Annotated in this window: 14 protein-coding genes; 6 read left to right on the top strand and 8 right to left on the bottom strand. The window is 64.2% G+C overall.

From position 1 onward, the window contains the following. Positions 1-39: 39 nt before the first annotated feature. The 4 genes from ACZ9A3_RS18245 to ACZ9A3_RS18260 form a co-directional block, all read right to left on the bottom strand. Positions 40-1,008 (bottom strand): FecR family protein, encoded by a 969-nt coding sequence (locus ACZ9A3_RS18245; protein ID WP_093380007.1) that lies wholly within the window; start codon positions 1,006-1,008, stop codon positions 40-42. After that, the gene (locus ACZ9A3_RS18250) at positions 1,001-1,540 is read right to left on the bottom strand and encodes an RNA polymerase sigma factor (protein ID WP_093380004.1); all 540 of its coding nucleotides are present in this window, start codon (positions 1,538-1,540) and stop codon (positions 1,001-1,003) included. The genes ACZ9A3_RS18245 and ACZ9A3_RS18250 overlap by 8 nt, the downstream gene beginning before the upstream one ends. A 77-nt stretch (positions 1,541-1,617) precedes the next feature. After that, positions 1,618-2,256, bottom strand: a complete 639-nt coding sequence (locus tag ACZ9A3_RS18255; protein WP_045197570.1) for a LysE family translocator — start codon at positions 2,254-2,256, stop codon at positions 1,618-1,620. A 69-nt stretch (positions 2,257-2,325) separates the two neighbouring features. After that, complete coding sequence (locus ACZ9A3_RS18260) at positions 2,326-3,396, bottom strand: glycerophosphodiester phosphodiesterase (protein ID WP_093387320.1); 1,071 nt, start codon at positions 3,394-3,396, stop codon at positions 2,326-2,328. Positions 3,397-3,508: 112 nt separating this feature from the next. Here ACZ9A3_RS18260 and ACZ9A3_RS18265 point away from each other — a divergent pair, with 112 nt between their 5' ends. The 5 genes from ACZ9A3_RS18265 to ACZ9A3_RS18285 all read left to right on the top strand — a co-directional run bounded on the left by ACZ9A3_RS18265 (position 3,509) and on the right by ACZ9A3_RS18285 (position 9,766). Further along, complete coding sequence (locus tag ACZ9A3_RS18265) at positions 3,509-4,531, top strand: DUF4917 family protein (protein ID WP_093380001.1); 1,023 nt, start codon at positions 3,509-3,511, stop codon at positions 4,529-4,531. Between the two features lie 86 nt (positions 4,532-4,617). Next, complete coding sequence (locus tag ACZ9A3_RS18270; protein WP_093379999.1) at positions 4,618-5,157, top strand: RNA polymerase sigma factor; 540 nt, start codon at positions 4,618-4,620, stop codon at positions 5,155-5,157. Continuing rightward, complete coding sequence (locus ACZ9A3_RS18275; protein WP_476252980.1) at positions 5,154-6,107, top strand: FecR family protein; 954 nt, start codon at positions 5,154-5,156, stop codon at positions 6,105-6,107. The genes ACZ9A3_RS18270 and ACZ9A3_RS18275 overlap by 4 nt, the downstream gene beginning before the upstream one ends. Before the next feature lie 114 nt (positions 6,108-6,221). Next, entirely contained in the window at positions 6,222-8,777 is a 2,556-nt protein-coding gene (locus ACZ9A3_RS18280) for a TonB-dependent receptor (protein ID WP_371128669.1), read from the top strand. Positions 8,778-8,872: 95 nt separating this feature from the next. Further along, on the top strand, positions 8,873-9,766 hold the full coding sequence (locus ACZ9A3_RS18285) for a DMT family transporter (protein WP_045197562.1): 894 nt from the start codon (positions 8,873-8,875) through the stop codon (positions 9,764-9,766). A gap of 24 nt (positions 9,767-9,790) precedes the next feature. Here the strand turns inward: ACZ9A3_RS18285 and ACZ9A3_RS18290 are convergent, their stop codons facing one another. The 4 genes from ACZ9A3_RS18290 to ACZ9A3_RS18305 form a co-directional block, all read right to left on the bottom strand. Further along, the gene (locus ACZ9A3_RS18290) at positions 9,791-11,008 is read right to left on the bottom strand and encodes a class I SAM-dependent methyltransferase (protein ID WP_093379993.1); all 1,218 of its coding nucleotides are present in this window, start codon (positions 11,006-11,008) and stop codon (positions 9,791-9,793) included. Positions 11,009-11,117: 109 nt separating this feature from the next. Next, entirely contained in the window at positions 11,118-11,735 is a 618-nt protein-coding gene (locus tag ACZ9A3_RS18295; RefSeq protein ID WP_093379990.1) for a TPM domain-containing protein, read from the bottom strand. Between the two features lie 26 nt (positions 11,736-11,761). Next, positions 11,762-12,499: a TPM domain-containing protein gene (locus ACZ9A3_RS18300; protein ID WP_093379987.1), complete on the bottom strand. Its 738-nt coding sequence runs from the start codon at positions 12,497-12,499 to the stop codon at positions 11,762-11,764. Then, positions 12,499-13,101 (bottom strand): LemA family protein, encoded by a 603-nt coding sequence (locus ACZ9A3_RS18305; protein ID WP_045197554.1) that lies wholly within the window; start codon positions 13,099-13,101, stop codon positions 12,499-12,501. The genes ACZ9A3_RS18300 and ACZ9A3_RS18305 overlap by 1 nt, the downstream gene beginning before the upstream one ends. Positions 13,102-13,283: 182 nt before the next feature. Here ACZ9A3_RS18305 and bglX point away from each other — a divergent pair, with 182 nt between their 5' ends. After that, a complete protein-coding gene (bglX, locus tag ACZ9A3_RS18310) occupies positions 13,284-15,575 on the top strand; it encodes a beta-glucosidase BglX (protein WP_213603376.1) in 2,292 nt (763 codons plus the stop codon). The last annotated feature ends 17 nt before the right edge of the window (positions 15,576-15,592 follow it).

The raw sequence follows: 15,592 nt of genomic DNA on the forward strand, positions 1-15,592 counted from the left end.
GAAGACGGGCCACCTCGGCGTTACCCCTCAAAATTATTTTCAGCGCCGTTGCAGGGTGCGCTGCTGCCCCTGGTTGACCAGGCTCACCGGGAGGATTTTCGGCAGCGCCTGCAGGAGCATTTCCGGCTGGTTGCTGGGGAAGCTACCGGTCAGGTGCAACTGGGCGGCGCTAGCCGCGAGGGTCACCGGTTGCAGGGCATAGGCGTTGACCTCGGCGATTACCTCGGCCAGCGGCGTATCGGTAAACGACCACCAGCCCCGCTGCCAATGCTCAAGACTCGCTGCAGCATGCGCATCAGCCCTGCGCGCGAGCAGGCGCCCGTATGCGTCGAGGTTGATGCGCTCACCCGCCTGCAACACCTGCGAGCCCTCACGCAGGCCACGCACCTCGACCCGCCCGCGAGCCACCGCGACCTGAATCTCGCCACCGCGATCGCTGACGCTGAAGGCCGTGCCCAGCACTTCCACCTCGCCCAGGCGGGTGCTGATCAGAAACGGTCGCAAGCGCTCGCGCGCCACATCGAAATAGACATTGCCCTGCAGCAGGCGCACCTGGCGCAAGCCGTTGCTGTACTCGATGCGCAAGCTGGTTTCGGCCGCCAGCAACAATTGGCTGCCATCGGGCAGAATCTCCTGCCGCGGCGGCTCGGCATGCACGGTTTGCAGCAGGCGATCGAACTGCGGCGCACGCCGCCACAACCAGCCCAGCCAACTGGCCCCGGCCACCGCCACCAGCAAGCCGCCGCCCTGGCGCAGCAGACGCCGACGACTGAGATTAACCGGCTCCGGGGTTACTGCCGTGCGCAGTTGCGGGGTCAGCCGATGCACCAGTTGCCAGCGTTGTTCGGCCTCTTGCCAGGCCCGTTCGTGCTCACTGCTTTTGCCGCGCCAACGCTCCAGCTGGCCACGTGTCTGCTGCACCCGCTGCGGGTCGTCGCTGTTCAGCGCGGCCAGGTAGGTCAGGGCTTGCTGCACCTTGCGTGGAGAAACCGGCGACGACTCAGACATGCCGTGCCGCCAGGCTCAGCTCGGACAAATCGAACACCGCCCGGGCGATGTGCAGCTCTACGGCCTTGGCCGACAGCTCAAGTTCAGCACATACCTGGCGATGGGGCTGGCCGTGCAGACGCACACGGACGAACACCTCGCGGCGCAGGCGCGGCATGCGCTCGATACGCTCGATCAATTGCTGCAGCTGCTCGCGGGCGATGATGATGTCTTCGACGCTGGGGCTCAGCACATCGACGCGGGTCAGCCAGTCTTCCAGCGCCGCCAGCTCGTTGCTGCGCCGCCGGTACTGATCAATGCACAGATTGCGCGCGGCCTGGAACAGTAACGCCCGGGCGTTGACCACTGGCGCGTTCAGAGCATGGGCGTAAGCCTGGGCAAAGCTTGACTGGGCAATGTCGGCGGCATCATCCGGGTTGCGCAGACGGCCGCACAGGTAACGGCGCAGGTCGCTGTAATTGGCCAGCAGATCGTCGACGACCGCCTGCAGGGCCGGAGCAGCGGCGGTCCAGGGCATGGAGAGCGAAGTCATGAAGGTCCGGCGTGGAAGATGAACATGAATAGGAATTCATATCATTCTCACATACCTGTGCGGCCTTCTGCCAGCCCTCAGCTGTTGCGCGGCAGCAGCCCCGGCAAGGCGTGGGCCAGGGCATTGACGGCAAAGCCAATGAACATCACCCCGCAGGCGCGGGTGATCCACAGCTCGTAGCGGGTGTACAGGGTGCGCACATGACGGGCACCGACCACGCCGATCAGAATCAGGTAGGCCAGCAAGCCGCCAACAAAGCTCAGGGCGATCAAGGCTGGCAGCATCGACCAGTCCAGCGCTTCGGCGCGGCTCGAGAGCAAGGCGGTGAACGTCGCCACCGCCACCGGGTAGGCCTTGGGGTTGGTCAGGCCAAATACCACGCCATGCCAGAACGGCTTGCGCACCGGCCCCTGCTCGCCGTCGCCACTGCCCGGGCGGCTGCGCAAGGCGCGCATGCCCAGCCAGAACAGGTACAGGCCGCTGATCACACCGAGGATGTCGAACACCGAACTGCCGATTTGCCGGGCACCGACGATCGCCACCAATGCGGTACTGCACCACAGCACATCGCCGAGCAAGTGCCCGCAAAGAAACCCCGCGCCGGCGCGGCGCCCGCGGGTGGCGCCAATGCCGAGCACCGCCAGCACGCCGGGGCCCGGGGTAATACCGTAGATAAAACCGGAAGCGATTACCGCGAGCAGCAGCGAAAAGGTCATCGGGGCAGTGTCCTGAAAGTCCGTGCAAGGCGCGAAGTCTACGGCAGCCGCGCGGCGCCAGCCAGCCTCTCAGTAGCCCTCGGCACGCAGGATCTGCGCCTCGCTGCGGGCACTGGGGCGGCCCAGATAGCGCAGCAGCTGGCCGCTGCGGTTGCTGAAGATGCCGTCCACACCCGCCTCCAGCACCTGGCGAAAATCCACCGGTTCATCGACGGTGTACACGTGCACCAGCAGGCCCTTGTCGTGGCTGAGCTGGTTCATCCACGGCTGCACCAGGTCGGCGTAACTCTGCGCGCCGCCCCCGGCCAGCGCCGCCGAAGGTCCGGTGCCGATGGCGCCGGCGGCCTTGGCGTAATCCAGCCAGCGCACGAACTCGGCCTTGTCCCGGGGTTGCTGACGGGCATAGAAGGCGGCCTTGTCGGTTTCACCGGATTCGGCGAAGGTCTGCTGCGAGGCGGGCTCGATGCTGCCCTTGCCGATCCACAGCAACAGCACCTTGGGCACCTGGGGCATGTGCTGGTGCAGCAGCGCCAGGCTGTTGCGGTCAAAGCTCTGCAGCACCACCCTGCCCGGCCGCTCGAGCCAGCCACGGGCCTGCAGGGCTTTGTTCAGGTCGGCTTCGATACCGGGAAACAGGTTCGGCACCTTGGTTTCGATGTACAAGCCGGGCTGGCGCTGCGGATTGGCCGCGGCGATGCCCATGACTTCATCGAGGGTCTGGATTTTCAAACCCTTGAAGCTTGCCCGGGCACGTTCGGGGTAGGCCTTGTTGAACCAGCTGCCGACGTCCAGGGATTTCAGCTCGGCCAGGGTGAAGGCACTCACCGGCTGGTCCTGGCGTTCGGGAAAGCGCTCGGCCACGTCGCTGGTGCGCAGCAGGTTATCGTCATGCACAGCAACCAGCACGCCGTCGCTGGAGCGTTGCAGGTCCAGCTCCAGGTAATCGGCGCCCAGCTCCCGTGCCAGCCGGTAGGCCGGCGCCGTGGACTCCGGTGCATCATACGAGGCGCCGCGATGGGCGATCACCGCCGGGTAGGCAATGCCCTGCGCCCTGGCCAATTCAGTGCCCGGCCCGGCCTCGGCCAGCGCCGCCAGCGGCAATAGCGCCAGGCAACATACATGTTTAACGGTTTTGAACATCTTCAGGCTTCCTTTGCTGCGCAGCGAATCCAGCATAGTCGCCAACGCTGATGACAGACCGGTTGCATGCTAAAGTCGCCGGCGATTGCCTGCCCTGCCACAGAGATGCCCGATGCCCCACGCCGACCTCGACGCCAGCCTCAACCACTGGCCAGACCTGAACGCCAGTCACCCCTGCAGCGGCCTGCTGCTGGGCAATGGCGCCAGCCGTGCACTGTGGCGGCCGTTCAGCTACTTCTCGCTGTTCGAGGAGGCCCAGCGGGTGCGGCACAAGCCCCTGAACCTGAGCGATCAGGCGCTGTTCAAGTCGCTGGGCAGCGAGCTGTTCGAACCGGTGCTCAGTGCCCTGAACACCACGGTGCGGATCAACGCCGCGCTGGCGATCAGTTCCTCGGCGCCGCTGAACCGCTACTACGCGATCAAGGAAGCGCTGATCCACGCCATCCGCAGCGTGCACATCCCCTGGCGCATGCTGCCAAGCCAGACCTTGCAACAGATCAACCGCGAGCTGGGCAACTACCAGAGCGTCTACTCCAGCAACTACGACCTGATCTGCCATTGGGCCGCCAGCCAGAAGCCGGAAGGTTTCCAGCAGTTGTTCGACGAAGACGGCAACTTCGATATCCGCCGCACTCGCGGCCCGGGCACGCGCCTGCTGTACCTGCACGGCGGCCTGCACCTGCTCAAGCAGCAGGACGGCAGCACCCGCCAGCGCAGCGCCAGCGACGGCCAGTTGCTCGACGGCTTTGCCGTCAACACCCCCGGTGATGTGCCGCTGTTCGTCAACGAAAGCAGCAGCGACGACAAGCTCAAGGCCATCCGCAGTTCCGATTACTTAAGCTGGGCGCTTGGTGAACTGGCCGGCCATCAAGGCGGCCTGTGCATTTTCGGCCAGCACCTGGACAGCACCGACCGCCACCTGCTGGAGGCGATCAAGCAAGCACGCCCGGCGCACCTGACCATCGCCATCCGGCCGTTAAGCGCAGCCTCGATCATCAGCCAGAAGCAGCACTACGTGCAGCGCTTTGCCGATATGCCCACGCTGCAATTGCACTTCTTCGATGCCAGCAGCCACCCGCTGGGAGCGCCCGGGCTGGAAGTGCCGGTGCCGGTGCCGATCCGCAAGCGGCATTGAGCGGCGACAAAAACAGGCATGGTAAATAACAATTATTCTCGATACCATTCGCAACCTTTCTCTCCGGTCCGTCCTGGAAAGCTTGCATGCCGCGCCCCAAACCCGACCCTTTTGCCCACGACACCTGCCGCGGGTTCTATGCCGACATCCTGCATTTTTTGCGCAAGCGCATGGACAATGCCAACGATGCGGCAGACATGACCCAGGACGTGTTCACCCAGTGGCTGGGCTATCGCGACCGGGCGCGGGTCGAGCAACCACGGGCGTTTCTGTTCCAGATGGCGCGCAACCTGCTCAGCGATCACTGGCGTCGGCAGAAGGTGCGCCACAGCGTGCTCGACGAGGATGCCCAGGCCAGCGAACAGACACCGGCCGGCACCGCCAGCGACCCGCTCAAGCATGCCCAGCAGCAACAACGCCTGGAACAATTGAAACTTGTCCTCGCCGAACTCTCGCCGCGCCGCCGCGAAGCCCTTATGCTGCACCGCTTCGAAGGTTTGACGCAGGCGCAGATCAGCACGCGCATGGGCATTTCCGTAAGCATGGTGGAAAAGCACATCGCCGCGGCCCTGCTGCATTGCAAGCATCGCCTGGACAGTGACAACGGCATGGAGCAGCCAGAATGACCCCCACTCCTGAAGTCGATAAGCGCAGCATCGATGCCCAGGCGGCCAGCTGGTTTACCCGTAACCGCAACGACAACTCGCGCACAGCCCGCAAGGCCTTCGCTCAGTGGCTGCAAAACCCCGAGCATGCCCGCGCCTATGCCCAGTTCGAACAGCTCTGGGACGACCTGGCTGCGCTCAAGAGCCTGAACAAACCGGTCGCCCTGCCCAGCCGCCAACCGTTGCGCTGGCGCCCGGCCCTGGCCATCGCCGCCGGGCTGGTGTGTGCGCTGCTGGCGGCCAACCTCGGCCTGCCGAACCGCCATCACCAGCAACAACTGGCCGCGCAGAGCGAACGCCCACAACACCTGGCCCTGCCCGATGGCAGCCAGCTGGACGTCAACGCCCGCACCCGGCTGAGCCTGAGTTTTGACAACGAACGCCGGCTGATTCGCCTCGACCAGGGCCAGCTGTACATCGAAGTGGCGCCCGACATGGAGCGGCCGCTGTTCGTCGATGCCGGCAACGCCCGGGTACGCGTGGTGGGTACCGGTTTCGACCTGCGCCGCGGCCAGCAGGAGCTGGTGCTCAGCGTCGCCCACGGCCAGGTAGCGCTGGAAACCCCCGGCGAGAATCGCCCGCCGCTGCTACTGAGCGCCGGCCAGCGAGCGGTTTATGACCTGGCCCGCGGCAGCCTCAACGTGCACAACCTGAGCGCAGCAGAAATCGCCGACTGGCGCAGCGGCCACGTGAGTTTTCGCAACCGCGAACTGGCCAGCCTGATCGACGAATTATCGCTCTACCGTACTGCACCGGTGCTGCTCGCCGATCCCTCGTTGGGCCGCTACAAGGTCTCGGGCAATCTCGACGTCAACGACCCTGACGCCCTGCTCACTGCGCTGCCAGTGCTGCTGCCGATCAAGGCGGTGAACCTTGCCGACGGTCGGGTGCGGATCGAACGCAAACAGTAATTTGAGAATATTTTTCATTCGCATGTGAGGGTTTTCCGCAGCCCTGCGTCTTCCTCCCGTCTGCGTAATCACTGCAGGCCTTTTCTGGCCTTTGTTGCCGTATTGGGGGGTTTTATCTTGCGTGCGTTTGCTCCTTTCAAGCCGTTGTCTGTTCGTCCTTCGCTGCTGGCCGCGTGCCTGGCCCTGAGCCTGCAGGCCCAGGCCGCACCGGTGCAACTGAACCTGCCGGCGCAGCCGCTGGCGACGTCGCTGAGCCAGCTGGCGCAGCAGGCCAAGCTGCAGCTGCTGTTTGACGAATCCTTGCTCAACAGCGTCCAGGCCCCGGCGCTGCAAGGTGCTTACGAACCGCTCGAAGCAATCAGCCAGTTGCTGCACAACAGCCGCTTTGCCCTGGTCAAGGTCGGCAACACCTATGTGGTGCGCCTGCGTGAAGACAACGATGCTACCGCCGACAACAGCATCCAGCTTGGCGCGGTGAGCGTGGTGGGTAACGGCCAGCAGGTCGACCCGAGCACCGTCGGCCGCTCGACCCTGACCCAGGAAGACATCGACCGCTATCAGCCGAGCAACATCCCCAGCGTGCTCGCGACCCTGCCCGGGGTGAACATGGGCGGTTCGGCCAAGCCCGGCGGCCAGACCATCAACATCTGGGGCCTGGGCGATGCCGAAGACGTGCCGATGACCGTCGACGGCGCGACCAAGAGCGGCTTTGAGCGCTATCAGCAAGGCACCATCTTCATCGAGCCGGAGCTGATCAAGAACATCGAAGTAGAAAAGGGCCCGCACTCGATCTACACCGGCAACGGCGGCTTCGGCGGCAGCGTCAACATGACCACCAAGGACGCCCCCGACCTGCTCCAGGAAGGTCGCAACAGCGGCGCCATGCTCAAGTATGGTTATGCCAGCAACGACCATCAGCAGGTCTACAGCTCGGCATTGTTCGGTCGCACCGACGATGGCCGCATGGACGCCCTGGTGTACCTGACCAAGCGTGACGGCGATGACATGAAACTGGCCGGTACCCTGCCCGACCCCGAGGGCCGCTACCCGATCAACCCCCAGCGCCTGCCCAACAGTGCCCTGGACCTGGACGGCGCGCTGCTCAAGGCCAACATGCACTTTACCGACGAGCACAGCCTGGGCTTCTCCTGGTCGCGCTCGGAAAGTGAGCGCTGGGCGCCGTTCTCTTCCACCGCCTACCCGACGCCGCCGACCCAGTCGGACATCAACAGGTTCGGCTACAAGGATGCCCTCAAGCGCTTCCTGGCCAATCGCACGACCACCGACACCACCTGGTCGACCACCTACAAGTACCAGCCGGTGAACAACCCGCTGATCGACCTGCAGGTCAAATACTCCGAGTCCGACACCAAGCAGACCGATGAGCGCGATGCCACGGCGTTCTTCCAGCCGTCCACCGGCGGGCGCAAGATGGACACCGAATACCAGGACCAGATGCTCGATGTGCGCAACACCAGCCTGTTTACCACCGGCCCGCTGGAGCACGCCTTCACCAGCGGCTTTCAGATCCGCCACCACGACCGTGACACACAGATGTGGATGCCCGGCAAAAGCTACGAGATTCCCAAGTACAACAACGGCCACTACCAGCCGTACTTCATGCCCAGCGGCACCGTCGACAGCCAGGGCTATTTCATCCAGGACGCCATCACCCTCGGTGACGTGACCATCACCCCGTCGCTGCGCTACGACCATGTTGCCAACAAGGGCAAGCCGAACCAGGCGCCGTACTACAACGTTGCCGAGAATGGCCACGACTACAGCGAAAAAACCTACACCGGTTGGTCGCCACGCCTGTCAGTGTTCTGGAAAGCCACCGCCAACACCGCCTTCTTTGCCGACTACAGCAAGACCTGGCGCGCTCCGGTGCTTGATGAGCAATACGAAGTCCAGGGCATCGGCAGCCGCACCGCCAGCAGCCGCAACCTCGACCCGGAACGCATCACCGCCCTGCGTGCCGGTAACGTCACCGACTTTGCTAACGTCTTCACCGCTGACGACAGCATGCAGATCCGCACCACGCTGTTTCGTAACGAGATCAAGGACGAGATCTTCAAGGCCACCGGCATCGGCTGCGAAGCACAGCTGGCCAAGGGCGAAAGCATCTCCGACGCCTGCGGTAAAGGCCTGATGTCCAACTACCGCAACCTCAAGGGTGTGACCATCAAGGGCTTCGAGGTCGAAAGCTTCTACGACTCGACCTACCTGTTCGGTTCGGTGTCCTACTCGTGGATGACCGGCCGCCATGAAGGCGCCTACACCAACCCTTGGGGGCCGGACGTCTGGGCCAAGGACATTCCGGCACCGAAATGGATCACCACCCTGGGTGTGAAGATCCCCAGCTGGGACGCCAAGGTCGGCTGGCAGGCGCAGTTCGTGCGCAAGACCGACCGCCTGCCGAGCGACAACTACCGCGAAGGCCCGGCCAGCGCCCTGGGTGATCGCTATTACGACCACTATGCCAACGACGACTATCAGATCCATGGCCTGTTCGCCAACTGGAAGCCGCAGCAGCCTTACCTGAAAGGCACCGAGGTGAACCTGACGGTGGACAACCTGTTCAACAAGGACTACCGCTCCGAGCTCAGTGGCGAGTACGCCTACAGCCAGGGCCGGAACGCCAAGGTCAGCATCACCCGCTTCTTCTGAGGCAACTGTACGGATGAACTTGTCAGCAACTGTAACAAGATCATCCGTCCGCCCTGTGGCTCAATGAAAGCACTTATCTGCCACAGGCGCTCCGTATGTCCAGCCGCGAAAACACCGGGATGGCCCTTGGCCTTCTCGGTGTGATTATTTTCAGCCTGACCCTGCCCATGACGCGCATCGTCGTACAGGAGCTACACCCCTTGCTCAACGGCCTGGGGCGGGCCTTGCTGGCGGCGATCCCGGCTGCGGCGCTGCTGCTCTGGCGCCGGGAAAAATGGCCAACCTGGGCGCAGATCAAGGGCCTGAGCCTGGTGGCGCTGGGGGTGATCCTCGGCTTTCCGGTGTTCTCGGCCTGGGCCATGCAAAGCGTGCCGGCGTCCCACGGAGCACTGGTCAACGGCCTGCAGCCTTTATGCGTGGCGGTGTACGCCGCCTGGTTGTCCCATGAGCGGCCATCGAAAGCCTTCTGGGCCTGCGCCGCGCTGGGCAGTGCGCTGGTGCTGGCCTACGCGATGATCATGGGCGCCGGGCAGATCCAGGCCGGCGACCTGCTGATGCTCGCGGCGATTGCCGTGGGCGGCCTGGGGTATGCCGAAGGCGGCCGGCTGGCGCGGGAAATGGGCGGTTGGCAGGTGATCTGCTGGGCGCTGGTGCTGTCGGCGCCGCTGTTGCTCGGACCGGTGATCTACCTGGCCCTGCAGCACCAGGGGCCGGTAAGTGCCAAGGCCTGGTGGGCGTTCGGCTATGTGTCGCTGTTCTCGCAGTTCATCGGCTTCTTTGCCTGGTACGCCGGGCTGGCCTTGGGCGGCATTGCCCGGGTAAGCCAGATCCAGCTGCTGCAGATCTTCTTCACCATCGCCTTTTCGGCGCTGTTCTTTGGCGAGCAGGTCGAGCCGATTACCTGGCTGTTTGCCGCCGGGGTGATTGCCACGGTGGTGCTGGGGCGCAAGACCCGGGTGCAGCCTGCGCCTGTGCGGGGCCTGGGCTGACGCCTCGACTTGCCCCGCGATGATTCAGGCAGGAATCAAGCCATCGGCGCGCAACAAGGTCTCCAGGCAATGCTCCTTGACCCCGTAGAAGTCCTTGAGCTGCTGGATCTTCTCCAACAATGCTGAAGCCTCAACCGGTGCCTGGCGCTTGACCGCCAGGATCATCTTGTTCTTGTTGGTGTGCTCCAGGGAAATGAACTCGAAAACCTTGGTTTCGTAACCGCAGGCTTCCAGGTACAAGGCGCGCAAGCTGTCGGTGAGCATCTCGGCCTGCTGGCCCAAGTGCAATCCGTACTGCAGCATCGGCTTGAGCAAGCCTGGGCTGTGCAGTTGCGGGCGGATCTGCTTGTGGCAGCACGGCGAGCACATGATGATCGCCGCGCCGCAACGAATGCCGGTATGAATCGCGTAATCGGTGGCGATATCGCAGGCATGCAAGGCGATCATCACCTCGATGGCGCTGGGCACCACACTGCGCACGTCACCGCATTCGAACACCAGGCCCGGGTGCTCCAGGCGCGAGGCCGCGGCGTTGCACAGCTCGACCATGTCCGCGCGCAGTTCGACGCCGGTAACCTGCGCCTCGCGCTGCAGGGTATTGCGCAGGTAATCGTGGATGGCGAAAGTCAGGTAGCCCTTGCCCGAGCCGAAGTCGGCCACCCGCAGCGTCTGGTCGGCGGCCAGCGGCGCCGAATTCAGGGCATGGGAAAACACTTCGATGAACTTGTTGATCTGCTTCCACTTGCGCGACATCGCCGGGATCAGCGCCTGCTGCTTGTCGGTCACGCCCAGGTCGTGCAAGAACGGCCGGCTCAGCTCCAGGTAGCGCTTTTTCTCGCGGTCATGCTCCCCGGCCGGCGCCTGGCGCGCCTGCTGCACGGCGCTGCGATGGAGCATCGGCTTGCCCTTCTTGCTGAATTCCAGCTGCGCTTCGTCGCTGAGGCTGAGCAGATGGGCGTTGCGAAACGACGCCGGCAGCAGCTCATCGACCAGCGCCAGGGCTTCATCGTTGCCCAGGTTGCGGGTGATGTCGCGGGTCTTGTAGCGGTAGACGAACGACACGCAAGCCTGGCCCTTGACTGTCAGCGGCTTGGCGATGATGCGCTGCAGGGTTTCTTCGTTGCCGACATGGCGCGCCAGCACCAGCTTGATCAGGGCGTTCTGTTCCAGGCTGGTGGCGAGCAGGCTCAGAAACTGCGCACGCGCATCCGGCGCGGCCTGGGCGGTGGGGGAATCGGACATCGGGAAAGGGTGCCTCGGGTTGCGGAGGGGGCGCAGGGATGCGCAGTGCCGGGAATTTTACGTGGATGCGCTTTCCCTGCACAGCTTTTGTCGACCGATGCCGCCGCGGCTAACCGAGCACCACCAGGCGGTTGGGCAGCTCGTTGCGCTCGTGAGTCTGCGGCACATGGGTGCGCAGCAGCTCGCCGCAGGCCTCGATGCAACTGACGAACCCCTGCAGCGTCTGGCCCTGGCGCACCTGTGCGGTAAAGCGCTTGACGATCGCGTCCCAGACCTTGTTGTCCAGGTGCCGGGAGATGCCTTCATCGACGAGAATCTCGACATAGCGCTCGGCCTCGCTGACAAAGATCAGCATGCCGGTGCCACCCACGGTGTGGTGCAGGTTCTGTTCGAGAAACTGCCGGCGGGCCAGGTTCGCCGCGCGCCAGTGGCGCACCGAGCGCGGAATCAGGCGGGTGGTCAGCGACGGGATGCGAAACAGCAGGCACAAGGCAATAAAGGTCAGCCACTGCACGATCAGCAAACTGTGCACGCTCATCCAGCCGCTGAGGTAATGGACGACGCCCGGCACCACCAGGGCCAGCAGGCTGGCCCACAGCAAGGGGATATAGGCATAGTCGTCGGCGCGGCTGGCCAGCACCGTGACCAGTTCGGCATCGGTATGCCGCTCGACCCGGGCAATGGCTTCAGCGACCTGGCGCTGTTGTTGTTCAGTGAGCAAAGTCATGCGCTGCGCTACCCGTTGTTGTTCATTTACCAGCCCCCCGACGACCCACCGCCGCCGAAGCTGCCCCCGCCACCGCTGAAGCCCCCTCCGCCACCGCCGCCGCCAAAACCACCGCCGCCGTAGCCACCGCCGAAACCGCCGCCCATGCCGCCGCGCCCGCTGCCGCCAAGGCCCAGCGACTGCAGGGCGAACACCACCAGGATCAGCAGGATGAACAAACCGATGCCCCAGGCCGGCGCACCGTCCTGGCCATCGTTGCCCAGCGCCCGCGAAGGCTCGGCCAAGGGGTTGCCGCCCAGCACCTGGAGTATCGCCGCCGTGCCCTGGACGATGCCCTGACTGTACTCGCCACGACGAAACGCCGGGGTGATGATGCGGTTGATGATCACCGACGACTGCGCATCGGTCAGGCGCTCTTCCAGGCCATAGCCGACTTCGATGCGCAGCTTGCGCTCCTGGGGGGCGACGATCAACAGCGCGCCGTTGTCCTTGCCTTTCTGGCCAATGCCCCAGTGACGGCCGAGCTGGTAGCCGTAGTCTTCGATGCTCTGCCCCTGCAGGTCGGCCAGGGTCACCACCACGACCTGTTCGCCGGTGCCCTGCTCATGGGCCTTGAGCATGTTGTCGAGCTGGCTGCGGCTGGCACCGTCGAGCAGGCCGGCGTTGTCCACCACCCGCCCGCTCAGCGCCGGGAAGCTGAGCTCGGCGCGCAGCGGCGTAGCGATCAGCAGCGCTAGCAGCAGCGCAAGCTTGAACAGGCGCATCAGAATTTCACTTCAGGCGCTTTTTCGGCATCGGCGCTGGTGGCCTCGAAGTTCTCGCGGATCGGCAGGTCGCTGTACATCACGCTGTGCCAGAGTCGCCCGGGAAAGGTGCGAATCTCGGTGTTGTAGCGCTGCACGGCGGCGATGAAATCCTTGCGCGCCACGGCGATGCGGTTCTCGGTGCCTTCCAGTTGCGACTGCAAGGCCAGGAAGTTCTGGTTCGACTTGAGGTCCGGGTAACGCTCGGACACCACCATCAAGCGGCTCAAGGCCCCGGTCAGCTGCGACTGCGCCTGCTGAAATTGTTGCAACTTTTGTGGATCGTCCAGCGTACTGGCATCGACCTGGATCGAGGTCGCCTTGGCCCGGGCTTCTATGACCGCGGTCAGGGTTTCCTGCTCCTGCCTGGCGTAGCCTTTGACCGTTTCGACCAGGTTGGGAATCAGGTCGGCGCGGCGCTGGTACTGGTTCTGCACCTGAGCCCAGGCGGCCTTTACCTGCTCGTCGTAGTTGGGGATGTTGTTGATCCCGCAACCGGCCAGCAGGCTGCCAAGCATCAGCAGCAGCCACAGGCGTACGCCCTTGAATTGAATTACCTGCATGTCGCTACGCTCCTTGATCGCCGTGATTCACCGGACTTGAGGCATAATCCGTCATCGCCGCTGGATCGGGATCGCCCAATCGGCTAAAAGATGCCCCAGCAAACTACAACAATAGCCGCTTCCCCAACTTCGGCTGGGCAGTATCACCGTGAATACTGCCGCAAGCCTTGAGAACAGAATTCATGAACAAGCTGTGTTTGCTGGGTCTGGTTGTCAGCCTGGCCAGTCAATCGGCCTTTGCCGACACCTCTGCCGCCCCGCTGCAGGACAAACAGGCGTTCATCGCCAACCTGATCAAGCAGATGACCCTGGATGAAAAGATCGGCCAGTTGCGCCTGATCAGCATCGGCCCGGAAATGCCCCGCGAGATGATCCGCAAGGAAATCGCTGCCGGCCGCATCGGCGGGACCTTCAACTCGATCACCCGCGCAGAAAACCGGCCGATGCAGGATGCCGCCGCCAAGAGCCGGCTGAAAATCCCGATGTTCTTCGCCTACGACGTGATCCACGGCCACCGCACGATCTTCCCGATCAGCCTGGGCCTGGCCGCCAGCTGGGACATGGAAGCGATCGCCAAGGTTGGCCGGGTGTCCGCCGCCGAGGCCGCCTCCGACGGCATCGACATGACCTTCGCACCGATGGTCGACATCGCCCGCGACCCGCGCTGGGGCCGTACCAGTGAAGGCTTCGGCGAAGACACCTACCTGGTCTCGCGCATCTCCAAGGTGATGGTCGAATCCTTCCAGGGCCCGAGCCCGGCGGCGGCAACCAGCCTGATGGCCGCGGTCAAGCACTTCGCCCTGTACGGCGCGGTGGAAGGCGGGCGCGACTACAACACGGTCGACATGAGCCCGACCAAGATGTTCAACGACTACCTGCCACCCTACCGCGCCGCCATCGATGCCGGCGCCGGTGGGGTCATGGTGGCGCTGAACTCGATCAACGGCGTACCGGCGACCTCCAACACCTGGTTGATGAACGACCTGCTGCGCAAGGACTGGGGCTTCAAAGGCGTGACCGTCAGCGACCACGGGGCGATCACCGAACTGGTGCGTCACGGTGTCGCCCGCGATGGCCGCGAAGCCGCCAAGCTGGCGATCAAGGCCGGCATCGACCTGAGCATGAACGACTCGCTGTACGGCGAAGAGCTGGCCAGCCTGCTCAAGGCCGGTGAAATCCAGCAGGCCGATATCGACAACGCCGTGCGCGAAGTGCTCGGCGCCAAGTACGACATGGGCCTGTTCGAAGACCCCTACCGGCGCATCGGCAAGGCCAGCGACGACCCGGCCGACACCTATGCCGACAGCCGCCTGCACCGCGCCGAGGCCCGTGACGTCGCGCGCCGCAGCCTGGTCTTGCTGGAAAACCGCCAGCAGACCCTGCCGCTGGCAAAAGCCGGCACCATCGCCCTGGTCGGCCCGCTGGCCGATGCCCCGATCGACATGATGGGCAGCTGGGCCGCCGCCGGCCGCCCGCAGCAATCGATCACTGTGCGCGAAGGCATGCGCCAGGCGCTCGGTGACAAGGCCAAGGTGATCTACGCCAAAGGCTCCAACGTCACCCACGACAAGGCCATCCTCGACTACCTGAACTTCCTCAACTTCGATGCCCCGGAAATCATCGACGATCCGCGCCCTGCCGCGGTGCTGATCGATGAAGCGGTCAAGGCTGCCAGGCAGTCCGACGTGGTGGTGGCGGTGGTGGGCGAGTCCCGTGGCATGTCCCACGAATCGTCCAGCCGCACCACCCTGGAAATCCCCGCCGCCCAGCGCGAGCTGATCAAGGCCCTGAAAGCCACCGGCAAACCGCTGGTGCTGGTGCTGATGAACGGCCGGCCGCTGTCGCTGGCCTGGGAACGCGAGCAGGCCGATGCGATTCTGGAAACCTGGTTCAGCGGCACCGAAGGCGGCAACGCCATTGCCGACGTGCTGTTCGGCGACTACAACCCGTCGGGCAAGCTGGCGATCACCTTCCCGCGCTCGGTCGGGCAGATCCCGATGTACTACAACCACCTGAGCATCGGCCGCCCGTTCACCCCAGGCAAGCCAGGCAACTACACCTCGCAGTACTTTGAAGAGCCAAACGGCCCGCTGTACCCCTTCGGCTACGGCCTGAGCTACAGCGACTTCAGCCTGGCGAACCTGAAGCTTTCGAGCAAGACGGTCAAACAGGGCCAGGACCTGGAAGCCAGCATCGTGGTCAAGAACACCGGCAAGCGTGATGGCGAAACCGTGGTGCAGCTGTACCTGCAGGACGTCACCGCGTCCATGAGCCGCCCGGTCAAGGAGCTGAAGAACTTCCAGAAAGTCATGCTCAAGGCTGGCGAAGAACGCACCCTGCGCTTCACCATCAAAGCCGACGACCTGAAGTTCTACAACGGCCAGCTGCAATGGGCGGCGGAACCGGGCGAGTTCCGGGTCCAGGTCGGCCTCGATTCGCAGGCCGTGCAACAACAGAGCTTCGAGCTGCTGTAACAACGTTGCCATGCTCC

The organism is Pseudomonas sp. TE4620, from assembly GCF_056279045.1.

Bases quoted from the DNA above. Each gene is read 5' to 3' on its own strand.
- ACZ9A3_RS18275 (WP_476252980.1), top strand. From the start codon at position 5,154: ATGACCCCCACTCCTGAAGTCGATAAGCGCAGCATCGATGCCCAGGCG.
- bglX (WP_213603376.1), top strand. From the start codon at position 13,284: ATGAACAAGCTGTGTTTGCTGGGTCTGGTTGTCAGCCTGGCCAGTCAA.
- ACZ9A3_RS18290 (WP_093379993.1), bottom strand. From the start codon at position 11,008: ATGTCCGATTCCCCCACCGCCCAGGCCGCGCCGGATGCGCGTGCGCAG.
- ACZ9A3_RS18305 (WP_045197554.1), bottom strand. From the start codon at position 13,101: ATGCAGGTAATTCAATTCAAGGGCGTACGCCTGTGGCTGCTGCTGATG.
- ACZ9A3_RS18245 (WP_093380007.1), bottom strand. From the start codon at position 1,008: ATGTCTGAGTCGTCGCCGGTTTCTCCACGCAAGGTGCAGCAAGCCCTG.
- ACZ9A3_RS18250 (WP_093380004.1), bottom strand. From the start codon at position 1,540: ATGACTTCGCTCTCCATGCCCTGGACCGCCGCTGCTCCGGCCCTGCAG.
- ACZ9A3_RS18295 (WP_093379990.1), bottom strand. From the start codon at position 11,735: ATGACTTTGCTCACTGAACAACAACAGCGCCAGGTCGCTGAAGCCATT.
- ACZ9A3_RS18270 (WP_093379999.1), top strand. From the start codon at position 4,618: ATGCCGCGCCCCAAACCCGACCCTTTTGCCCACGACACCTGCCGCGGG.
- ACZ9A3_RS18300 (WP_093379987.1), bottom strand. From the start codon at position 12,499: ATGCGCCTGTTCAAGCTTGCGCTGCTGCTAGCGCTGCTGATCGCTACG.
- ACZ9A3_RS18285 (WP_045197562.1), top strand. From the start codon at position 8,873: ATGTCCAGCCGCGAAAACACCGGGATGGCCCTTGGCCTTCTCGGTGTG.
- ACZ9A3_RS18265 (WP_093380001.1), top strand. From the start codon at position 3,509: ATGCCCCACGCCGACCTCGACGCCAGCCTCAACCACTGGCCAGACCTG.
- ACZ9A3_RS18255 (WP_045197570.1), bottom strand. From the start codon at position 2,256: ATGACCTTTTCGCTGCTGCTCGCGGTAATCGCTTCCGGTTTTATCTAC.
- ACZ9A3_RS18260 (WP_093387320.1), bottom strand. From the start codon at position 3,396: ATGTTCAAAACCGTTAAACATGTATGTTGCCTGGCGCTATTGCCGCTG.